9 protein-coding genes are annotated in these 11093 nt (G+C 49.9%); 4 read left to right on the top strand and 5 right to left on the bottom strand.

Annotated features, from left to right (window positions below; genetic code table 11):
* Window positions 1-37 precede the first annotated feature (37 nt).
* Window positions 38-859: a hypothetical protein gene (locus tag BLP55_RS03450; protein WP_091140929.1), complete on the bottom strand. Its 822-nt coding sequence runs from the start codon at window positions 857-859 to the stop codon at window positions 38-40.
* 257 nt (window positions 860-1116) lie between these two features.
* Here BLP55_RS03450 and BLP55_RS03455 point away from each other — a divergent pair, with 257 nt between their 5' ends.
* Both BLP55_RS03455 and BLP55_RS03460 read left to right on the top strand, forming a co-directional pair.
* Window positions 1117-1449 carry a hypothetical protein gene (locus BLP55_RS03455; RefSeq protein WP_091140930.1) on the top strand — a complete coding sequence of 111 codons (333 nt, stop codon included), beginning with the start codon at window positions 1117-1119 and terminating at the stop codon, window positions 1447-1449.
* Between the two features lie 127 nt (window positions 1450-1576).
* A complete protein-coding gene (locus BLP55_RS03460) occupies window positions 1577-1999 on the top strand; it encodes a hypothetical protein (protein WP_091140931.1) in 423 nt (140 codons plus the stop codon).
* Between the two features lie 90 nt (window positions 2000-2089).
* Here the strand turns inward: BLP55_RS03460 and BLP55_RS03465 are convergent, their stop codons facing one another.
* The 3 genes from BLP55_RS03465 to BLP55_RS03475 form a co-directional block, all read right to left on the bottom strand.
* On the bottom strand, window positions 2090-2785 hold the full coding sequence (locus tag BLP55_RS03465; RefSeq protein ID WP_091140932.1) for a Bax inhibitor-1/YccA family protein: 696 nt from the start codon (window positions 2783-2785) through the stop codon (window positions 2090-2092).
* Window positions 2786-2884: 99 nt separating this feature from the next.
* Window positions 2885-3451: an NUMOD4 domain-containing protein gene (locus tag BLP55_RS03470; protein WP_091140933.1), complete on the bottom strand. Its 567-nt coding sequence runs from the start codon at window positions 3449-3451 to the stop codon at window positions 2885-2887.
* A 214-nt stretch (window positions 3452-3665) separates the two neighbouring features.
* The gene (locus tag BLP55_RS03475; RefSeq protein ID WP_091140934.1) at window positions 3666-5210 is read right to left on the bottom strand and encodes a T9SS type A sorting domain-containing protein; all 1545 of its coding nucleotides are present in this window, start codon (window positions 5208-5210) and stop codon (window positions 3666-3668) included.
* Between the two features lie 351 nt (window positions 5211-5561).
* On the opposite strand from BLP55_RS03475, the gene BLP55_RS03480 reads away from it, so the two are divergent.
* Together BLP55_RS03480 and BLP55_RS03485 are read left to right on the top strand one after the other, a co-directional pair.
* A complete protein-coding gene (locus tag BLP55_RS03480) occupies window positions 5562-5987 on the top strand; it encodes a response regulator (RefSeq protein WP_091140935.1) in 426 nt (141 codons plus the stop codon).
* Window positions 5988-8597 (top strand): PAS domain S-box protein, encoded by a 2610-nt coding sequence (locus BLP55_RS03485; protein ID WP_091140936.1) that lies wholly within the window; start codon window positions 5988-5990, stop codon window positions 8595-8597.
* A gap of 186 nt (window positions 8598-8783) precedes the next feature.
* Here BLP55_RS03485 and tamL read toward each other — a convergent pair whose 3' ends face one another.
* Window positions 8784-11093, bottom strand: coding sequence for a translocation and assembly module lipoprotein TamL (tamL, locus tag BLP55_RS03490; protein ID WP_091140937.1), 2310 nt, complete (start codon window positions 11091-11093; stop codon window positions 8784-8786).

An 11093-nucleotide genomic window follows, 5' to 3' on the forward strand; every position in this document is an offset into this window, starting at 1 on the left:
TGGTGATTTACAGGTGAAATTACGAAAAGTTCATTAATTATAGCGGAGAATAATAGTCACTTCTGGCTGCCGATTGCGGAACTTGCGAAAAATTATAATAATGTCGTTCTAAATCGTCTTTGACAGACAACACCATTGTTCGTGCAGATGTTCCGTCGGGGCGCTTTACCTTAGGTCTCTTGATTTGGATTTCGTCGGTGTCCTTAAGGTTCCTATTGGTAATAATACTGTTGATAAAAGCCGCTGAGAAACAATTATCTCCGGGATAAAACTTATCCACAGCCTTCAAATTGACTCCGTATTCATGCCATTTAAAAGATATTTTCAAATACCATTCGTACCGTTCAACGTTTAGATCTCTTTGCTCGTCTGTAAAAGCTTTACGGATATCCGCAACAGTTATCGTGGCGCGTACCCATGCCGCTTCGAGATTATCCTGTTCCGTTTCGCCAAACAGATGCTCGCATTCTATGAATTGTGCCGATCGATCAAAACAAATGTATTTACCATAGAGCTTTAACCATCCGGCCAAATTCAGTAGGGGATCGTTGTACATTTTATTCAAGTCAAGCCGTGCATGATTTGTGGAACAGGAAGGAAACGGATTGCTTGTAGGTCGGGGGCTCGGCGATGGAATTGGAGGGGTTGGTGTCGTCGATTCGACAAAGTATTTTTCATTTTCGACGACCCAATTGGGGTATGCAGAAGACGCGTCATCCAGGTTGACGAAAAAAACGTCATTGCACTTCCCTGGGCTTCTTACAATTGTTGGAGAAAATGACATCCAAAGGAAAAGAATAAGTCCAGCAATCGTGACGCTGCCTATAGCGACGCGTCGGCTAAAAGTATGTTTCTTCATATCAAGAATAATTAGGGTTAACCATCCAAAGGTCCAAAACCCAAATCACATCTTACTAGTTAAAACCCTAGTCGTGTCCGGTGATTTTATATAGGCTGAGAACGACACTAATGTAGGATTTAATTTTGTAACAGCAACAGTTACAGTTTTTGCAGACAAAAAATAGTTTAAAAAACCAATCCGGAATGGTGATTTGCCTATTTCCAGGGGAAGATTAAGAAGTAGTTTAGACCGATAATCTTATAGTTCTAAATGTCATGAAAACGTTCAACGCACAGGCCTACCTTAGCCTCAGAGAAGTCCCCAACATGCTCCACATTCGCGGATGGGTCGAAACAGCCCGTCCCGACGACCGCGTACGGTTCAAGAAATCGATCAACCAGGGCGCCAATCCGGGCGTACTTATGACCGAGCTCGTGATCACCCGCGGATCAAAGCCCGAACGCGAAACCACCAAACGGTTCAAGCTCGAACTCAAAGGCGACCACGCCAAAGGCTATCGGGAAATAAACATCCGCTACGACGATGGGATGCGGCAATACGCCATACAGGATGCCATCGAAGTCTTCGGGATGCCAAAGATAAAGTAGACCGATCGCGCAAAATAATTCGTTGCAATAGAATCCTATAATCCACAACTAAAATCCTGTAACACGGTTTCGCGATTCAAAATGCAATTTTGTAAGACCACAAAGTTCCATCTAAATCCGACAAGCCATGACCGTCCACAGCCTCGTACTTTTTGAAAACGGTGCCTACAGGGAGATTTCCAAAGAATTCGACTTGAGCGTGCACAATTCGATCGTCAACCCCACGACCAACGACTTGGTGCAAGACAACTACATGACTTTTTTTTATCCCGCCCACAACGACAGCGAAGTAGTGTTCGACTATGCCAAAGCATGCGGCCTGCACCTGATCGAAGGTTGGGAGCTGTCGCCGCTTGAGGAGCGAAAACGCGATGCGTTGCCGCCCGAGGAATCGGTGCTCTTCAACATGTCGAAGCCGTTTCCCGAAGGCTACAAAATGTTCCGCATCCACTATTGGACAGAACAGCCCATACACTGGGAACTCAATCCCGATGCCGATTTGTTCGTCTTCAACAGCCAGGAAATCCAGTCGATGGTCATGTTCAATTAGCGACACGACCGATCTTATCCCGCCTACATCAAGGCATAAAAAAACCGGAACTGCTCCGGTTTTTTGTTTTTTGTTTTATGTTTAGGCTAATTAACGTCGGCTCATCAGGATCCTGAGGATGTACCAGAACAGCAACATCACCGAGGCGAACAACTGCAAGGCGGCGCCCACATACTGGTGCGTCCCGTAATGGTCTTTGATTTGGCTGGTTTGGTAAAGAATACTCGCCGAGGCCAGCACCACCATTCCGATCGAAAACCAAAGCCCGAGGTCGAATCCAAAAATGGCACCCGCCACGATGGCACCCAGCGCCACAAATCCGCCCACGACCAAAATAGTGCGCAGGAACGAGAAATCGGTATTGGTAAAGAAAACCGCCGCGGTGAGGCCGCCGAACATGCCCAACGTCGTGAGCGCGGCCTGCATCAGGATCGCTCCGCCGTTCTCGGCATAGAACGCCGCGATATAAATCATCGGCAAAAAAATGATGGCCTCGAGCAGCACATACAAGCCCAGCCCCAAATATTGTTTTTGACGCGAGGCCGCAAAAGCCATACGGTCGGCGAGCATGCCGCCAACCCAGAACAGGCCAATCAGGAACAGCCAAAAGAATTGTCCGCTGTTCACCATCGCGATGATCCAGTCAGACGGGACCAATTGAATCAACAACGTCTCGGTGACCATAAACGCCAAAAGCGCCAGGGCCACATGCAAATAGGTCTTGCGGTAAAAAGTGGCCTGCTCGGTTCCCGACGCCTGGCCTACCAAAATAGGTTCGTTTTCCATGGTTTGTTTTTTAGTTCAGCCCGAAAATAGTTATTTTTTTGGCTATCCTAATCAAACCCGGATTATTTTTTTAACAAAACCGACGCGAACGCTTGTGGCCTAAATGACGATATGGCTCCAGTTTTCACCACTCTTGATGCGGTGCAGCTGCATTTCGCTGATGCCAAATTGCTTGGCGATGATCTTGAGCCTGGTCTTGCGGTTCGGGTCGTGGATCAATTTCTTGAGCCTGATTACTTGGGTGGCATTGAGTTTACCCGTAATGCCCAAACGCGGGATCTTGCGCGCGGCGATCACGTGCGGGCTTCGTTGCCCGTGCGCGAGCATGTCGACGCGTGAGACCCATTTGAGGTTCGAAACCTGGTCGTTGTCGCGCACATAATCCAAATGGATCACATGGGTGTGGTCTTCTTCTTTGGGAAGGAACAACTGTCCGACCAATTTGTAGATGAAAAGATACTTGCATTTCTTCTTACCGTCTGGCAACGTAATCCGATAGTCAAGTGTTCGGTACCCGTCGGCACGACCGCCCTTAAGTTCGCGTCCGTCAAAGAATTCGTTGGTGTAGCTGATGAGCCTGCCGTAATTCGAAACTGCGTAACGCTTGCGCAAGGTTGCGTCCATGGGTACCTCTTTGAAGATTTCAGAGGGGTACAATTTTAACATGATGTGGTATTTAGATAAACAGTGGCATTTGTTTATGGATTTTCAAAACTAAAAAATATCGCGAAAAAAACGACGGTTTTGGCAAAATCTTAGTAAAAAATCTATGCAAACGTTTTTCTAAACACACCTACTAAAAAAGCTAAACTGTTAGTGTTGAGCAAGAAAACCGGCGCTCTGTTCTTGAGATGACAAACATTCGAAAAACACCATAAAATTACTTTTTGATGAGTTTGGCTACACGGAATCCATCGGCCTTGATCAAATAAGTCCCTTTGGCCAACGACGAAACTTCGATCGGATGCTGTGCATCGGCGCTAAAGTCGAGCACTTTTTGCCCAAGCATGTTGTAAAGGCTTCCCGTCACGGCTTTCGAAATACCTACAGGAAATACTTTGTCGCTGGCGGGGTTAGGGTAGAAGCCTATGACGGGCTCCACCGGCGCGACGGTACCCAATGCGTCGTTGGTCAGTTGCGCCAAAAACGGCCAGTAGTCGAATTCATCGGCCTCGAAACTGAACCCGTCGATGGTGGCCGACCCGCGCGCCACACCTACGACTGCAATCGCCCCCGACGGTGTTACGCTTACGGCATCGATCCTATCGTTGGACGCGCCGCCGACGGTTTTGGCCATCAACAAGTTGCCGTTCTTGTCGTATTGCAGGACCAAACCATCTTCACTGGGGCCGTTGCTCGCCGTGCTGACGGTATCGGTCCATTGAATGCCGCCCCGCGTCGATCCCACGAACAGGATATTGCCCTGCGGATCGGCCGACAAGTAACGGTGGTTGCCTATTTGGGCCATGCCTTGCCCAGGAACTTCTTGTACCCACTGGTATTCGCCGTTGGCGTTGAGTCTTGTCAGGAAAAAATCGTTGAACATACCCAACGGACCTTCGGTGGCGATGTCGTCAAAAAGATAATCGTCGAACAGGTAAGAACTGAAGTACACCTCATCGGGCGAAACGGCCACGACTTGGGGCTTGGGACAAGTAATGTCTTCTTGGAAACGCACCCATTGGTATACACCGGCGGGCGAATATTTGACCAAGAAAGTATTGTACGTAAGTGGGTCTTCTATGTCTACGCCGTTAAACGTCGCGCCCGGATCTGTACAAGATCCTGCCGCATAGATGTTGCCTTGGTTGTCTACGCTGATCGACGACAGCATACGTACGTTTTGTTGTGTGATCGTTAACATGGGCGCGCCGTCGGGAGTAAACTTCTGGATGATCGAATCCATAAAATCGCAGTAGCCCACATAAAGGTTGTCCTGCGCATCGGTCACGATCTGAAAAATGGTGGGTTCCGACCATTGCTGCATTTCGAACTGCATATGCCAGACCAGTTCCCCCTGCGGATTGAACTTGAAAAGCGCGTTTTGTGTTCCCTGTTCTTCGGTCGAAAGCAGCAGTTCCCCCACTTGCATGAGGTTGACAAAAGTTGCGGCGAGATACACGTTGCCCTGCGAATCGGCGGTCATGTCGTTTACCGTCACATGACCAGTAAAAGTCTTGGAAAACAAAAGCGCGCCGGTGTTGTCATACTTGTTGTAGTATATGTCGCCGTGGATTTCGCTGTAATAAAACATGTTTTCCTTGAACCCGGCAAGGTATACATTGCCCGACGGGTCTGCCGTGGTGGTGTAGCCGATCAGGTCGCCGTTGGAGTTGAAATCGATCGGTGGATTCTTGATCCATTCGATTTGTTGTGCGTGCGCCATCGACGTGACGAGGAATAAAAGGAGCGTAATTTTTTTCATATCGGTTCAGGTTGGTTGGCCCAAAAAGGCATACCCGACAGATTGCAATCCGAGAATAAGGTTGCGTTGGCGTGTTTTTTTTCTTCGAAAACCTTAGGAATATTTGATTTTAAGGTGATGATTCTTACAGTTTTAACGACAGTATACAATGGAGGGAAGCGCTATTTAATGACGTTTCGACTGCCTCGGGTGCTAATCATACAAAACTGTCACATAATTTTATAAGAAATATACGGCTGCAATAATCGAAATTTGCTTCGAACGAGAACAAACAAAGCCCTATAATCAACCAGTTACTGAAAGGGGTTTGTCGAAATCACAACGGTTTCGAATCGCCAAAATGCCGAAGTTATGATTACCAATGCCCACCAATTGACACCTGCACCCCAAAACCTACCCGTGCAAAAAACATGTTTTTTTATCGATGATGACGAAGACGACCGCGATTTCTTTTGCGCCGCCATCCAAGAAATTGACCCGACCATCAAATGTGTGTTTGCCACCGATGGTATCGATGCCATGTCGCAACTCCATGCAGGGGAATGGGTTCCTGACTATATTTTCGTCGACATGAATATGCCGCTTATGGACGGCAAGCAATGTCTGGTCGAAATAAAAAAAATACAACGTTTGCAAAATGTGCCTACCTATCTTTATTCGACTTCGAGCAACCCAAAGCTCGTGGCCGAAATACTGGACATGGGCGCCACCGATTTTTTAATCAAACCAACCAGCATGGTGGCGCTCGAGCACCTGCTCAAAGAAATAGTAGTGTAAATGGTCGAAACAAGTACGTTGTTTTTGGAGCACGGCGGCAAGATGGGCGCGCTCATCAAGGCCAAGGATTGGGCACAAACGCCTTTGGGTGCCGCTGCCTGTTGGCCCCAAAGTCTCAAGACCTGCGTACGCATCGTCCTTTCGTCGGCACAACCCATGGCAGTAGGATGGGGTCCGGAGTCCTTGCTGATTTACAACGACGCCTATCAATCGATACTGGGAGACAAACATGTCCACAGCCTAGGGCAACCCGCCAAGGTTGTTTGGGGCGAAGTTTGGGATACCATCGCCGCTAAAATCCACTTATCCCCGAGTATGAACGGCGTGACATGCGACGATCCAATCCAATTGCTGGTCGAACACGACGGTTGCCTTAACGAAAGTTACTATTCGTTTGATTTTAGCCCGATTCCCGACGAAACGGGTACGCCCGAAGGATTCCTGTGCACGGCAACCGACCGAACCCTACGTGTGGTCGGGGCCAGACAAATGCAAACCCTTGGCGGACTCACCAAAAAAGTATTCACGGTTACGGACAACGCCAAAATATACAAACGTGCGCTCGAAACGTTGCGCGCCAATCCGAACGATTTTCCGTTTGTCGTGCTTTACGAAATAAGCGAAGACGGAAAGCGGTTGCTGTTGTCGGGACAAACGCCAGAAGATATGCCCGATGGCGTAGTGCCCGCCGTTATCGATATGCAAACACGTAGCGAAGAGTTGCCCGAATTGCACCAGGCTCTGCAAACGGGAACCATTCAGGAAGTCCGGGACTTGGAGCGCCGGTTTGGCCCAATGCCCAAGAATGATAGGGGCGACGCACCCCATGTGGCGTTGCTGATGCCGATACTACAGGTCAACCAATCTCATCCGCTCGCAATCATGGCCGTAGGATTGAACCCCTATCGGTCGTTAGGTGATGGATATTCGGAGTTCCTATCACTGGTTGCCGATCAAATCGCCAGCGCCCTGACGCATGCCTATGCGGTCAAACGCGAGCAAAAGTGGGCCGAGACCAGAAAAGAACTCGAAGTCGTCGAAACGCGAAACAAACTGGCGATCGAAGCCGCGGCCATGGGGCATTTCGAATGGGACATGGTTACCGATGCCTTTGTCTATTCGCCGCGTATGGCGCAGGTTTTTGGGTATCCCGAGCAAGCGGTTTTGACGCGAAACAACTTTAGTGAGCGCGTCCACCACGAAGATCTTTCGGTACGCGCCGAAGCCCACCGACAAGCACGTGACACGGGGCTATTGTTTTACGAAGCACGTGTGGTGCACCCCGATCATTCGGTCCATTGGCTGCGGTTCAACGGCAAGATTGTTTTTGACGACGAAAATCAACCAGCCAAAATGTACGGTACGGCGCTCGACGTGACCCAGCACAAACTGCAGGCGCAATTGCTCGAGGAGAAAGTAAATCTGCGTACCCAGGCCCTGATCGAACGCAACCGCGCGCTCAAGGAAAGCGAGGAACGCTACCAGCGCATGACCGAAGAGGTACAGGACTACGCCATTATTGTGCTCGACAAAAACGGAACCATCTTGAACTGGAACAAAGGCGCGCAAAAAATCAAAGGGTATCGCGAGGCCGAGATCGTCGGCAAGAACTTCAGACTGTTTTACCGCCCGGTCGACCTGGAAAGCAAGCTGCCCGAAAAGCTGATCAAGGAAGCTGAGCTCACCGGTCGCGCGATGGACGAAGGCTACCGCGTTCGCAAAGACGGAACGTACTTTTGGGGCAGCATCACCATCACGGCGCTTCACGACGGCGACAACAATGTCATCGGGTTCTCTAAGGTGACCCGTGACCTGACCGAGCGCAAATTGGCCGAAGACCGCATGCGCCAATACAACGCCGAACTCGAATTCCAAAACAAAGAACTCGAACAATTTGCCTACGTCGCCTCGCATGATTTGCAGGAACCACTTCGCAAGATCCAGATGTTTGCAGGCTTGCTCGAGCGAAGCGTGCAAACCGGTCAGCCCACCGAGAAATACTTTTCTAAAATCAGCCAAACCGCAGAGCGCATGAGCGAACTGATCAAGGCCGTGCTCAATTACAGCAGGCTTTCGCGCAACGACCAACAGTTCGAGACCGTCGACTTGCAGCGCATTTTCGACAATGTACTTGTCGATTTCGAACTGCTCATCGAAGAAAAACAAGTAGAGATTTTATCCGATGCGCTGCCTACCATTACCGCGATTCCGTTGCAGATCAACCAGCTGTTTTCGAACCTGATCGGCAACGCCATCAAATTTGCCGATAGCGCGCCAAAAATAGTGGTCACATCGCGCACGGTAGGGGCAAACGATATTCCGTTCGACACAGGGTTGGCCGACAACGAATACCTTGAATTGGTTTTCAGCGACAATGGCATCGGCTTTGAGCAACAATATGTGGGCAAGATTTTTACCATTTTCCAACGGCTCAACGACCGCGTGCGTTATTCGGGTACGGGAATCGGATTGGCGCTGTGCAAGAAAATTGTCGAAAACCATGCAGGTTTTATCACCGCGCAAAGCGAATTGGGCAGCGGCGCGTCGTTTTACATCTATTTGCCGCTGCAAACCAAGGACGAGCCCGAACTCTCGCTGTTAAATTCTTAAAAAATATTGATTTTTAACACCTGCGCGTCAAACGATTCCGTAAATTTATAGAACGGTTCTCGATTTGTTCACGGCGCTTTGTTCAACAAAGTCAGCCGCCATTATCAGGGATTTTCTCCCATAAATCGTTGATAAGGATCAATCGGGGCCAAAAATGAGGAAGCTTGCAAAGGCTTCCTTTTTTGTTTAGAACGGATACCCGATGGCCAGGTTGAACACCAGGTTTTCCTTGCGCCAGGAACGGCTCCCAAAATTGATCTGGTCGAGCACCCAGCGGTCGCTTTCGGCCAGGTAGGGCTTGCGCAGCGGGAACGCCAAATCAAGACGAAGCACCAGCAACGATATGTCTATCCGCAAACCAGCGCCCGTCCCGACGGCCAATTCCTTGAGCCAGTTGCCGCTGAATTTCCCACCGGGTTTGTCGGGGTTGTCGTTCATGAGCCACACATTGCCCGCATCGAGGAACAACGCGCCGTGGATCACGCTGACGAGTTTTTGCCTGAGCTCTGTACTGAATTCGAATTTGAGGTCGCCCGATTCGTCGGGCAGGAACGCATTCTCATCGACTTCGGCCTTGAACGTGCCCGGTCCGATCGATCGCGCCCTGAAGGCCCGTATCGAATTGGTTCCGCCGCTAAAGAATTGTTTGATGAACGGCAGATCGCGCGAATTGCCGAACGGGATTCCGGCCCCTACAATGACGCGGCTGGCCAGCTGGGTATTGTCGCCAAAACGCAGGTAATGCCTGAAATCGACCTCGGCCTTGACGAATTGGCTGAACGGCACGTTTAATACGCTGATGGTATCGCCGCGTCTGATGTTCGCGCCTGTGGCCAAACCGGTTACAATGGCCGATTCTTCGAGTAATCCCTTGAAATAATACGTGTTGCGCAGTCTTTTGCGCATGGTGTTGGTGTAGGTGTACGAATACGTTGGGCCAAAGATGAGTTGTTTGTCGATCACACGTTGCAGTGCCAGTACCGTATCGGCTTGACGTTGGTACAACTCGGTCACGTTGGCCGGGCTGACATAGGTTACCTCGAGCAGGTTGAGCTGGTGTTCCTTGCGCACGTTTTCCTTGAACTGGTAACCAAACGAGCCCCTAAAGGTATTGAGAGCATACAGCTTGATGCGTTTTTGGTATTCGTAGCCGAGCATCGCCTTGGTGCGCGGCACGAATCCGCTGGCCGACTCGACCTTGATGGGCGCTATGATACGCGGCCAGAACAAGTTTACTTCGCCACCCACGCGGTACACGTTGTACCCTTTGTTTTGGCCCGAAACCTGCACTTCGAGCCCGCCAAAAACCGAAACCGTAAGCAACTCTGCGCCCTTGAACGTGTTGCGGTTGCTCCAGTTGACGTTGAGTTCAGAACCCGTATAGTTGGCCGAATTCGTCTTGCCGAGCACCTCGACACGGATCGACTTCTTGGGCAACGGCGTGAGGTAGTAATACGCATCGAGCATGTTGGTGAATTGGTTCGAAACCTTGAATTGGTTCTTGACGAACTTAAACGTACCGAGGTTAACCAACCGGTTGAGTGACAAATTGTGGTCGGTGCGGTTGTAGATGTCGCCTTTGTGAAAATACAGCGTGCGGTCGTAAATGCGCGGGTTGAAACTATCGGTGGTGTCGATGATCGTCAAATCTTTGTATTGCATGACCGAATCCTTGGTCGCTATTTTGTTTTCGGCTTCGTTGATCGAATAATTCTGATAGATGTAGATGTCGTTGATCTTGTAGACCTCGCGCGCGTTTTGCGGCGTGTCGTCTTTGACCTTGACCAGCAGATCGACTTCGTATTTGCCCACGGTGCTGTCTACCTGCACCTTGAGGTATTCGGGATTAAAGAAGTAATATCCTTTTTCCTTGAGCCGCGCATCGATGCGTTCGCGTTCGGCTTTGATTACATCCAGGTCATACGGTTCGCCCGGTTTGAGCAGCCCGCGCCGCCCGCGTCTTCCGAGGGTTTGCGTGACGGCCTTCTCCAGTTCGCTGGTCGAATCCGATGGGAAGATGACGTTCTTGATTTTCCACTGCGGACCGGGTTTGATAATGTATTCGGCCGTCGCCTTTTTGCCGTTTCGGGTAGAATCCGACGTGACAAAAGCTTGGAAGTAGCCTTTGTTTTCGGCATAGCTTTGCAGCACATCGGTGTTGTATTTCAAATCGACCTTGCCGAAAGTGACGGGTGGTTCGCCCACCTTGTTCCGCAACCAATGTCTGAAGCCTTTCTCCTTTTTGGGTTCACCTGCCAGATTGTAGAAATACAACTTGGGTCGGAGCCCGAGGATTTTTTTGTTTGGGATCGGACGCGTCAAATTTTCAAGTTCTTTTTGGAGCGCCTTGCGTTGTTTTTTGGGCATGTTTTTGTCGTCTACCTCGACGCTCGCGCCCAAGTAAAGCAATTCGCCCTCGGCCAAATGTTTGGTGTTGCTGCAGCCCGCGGTCAAAAACAGGGCCAGTAGCGCGTAAACAATTAATCTTGTTCCCAT

This window comes from Flavobacterium caeni, assembly GCF_900101895.1.
Taxonomy (GTDB): Bacteria; Bacteroidota; Bacteroidia; order Flavobacteriales; family Flavobacteriaceae; genus Flavobacterium; species Flavobacterium caeni.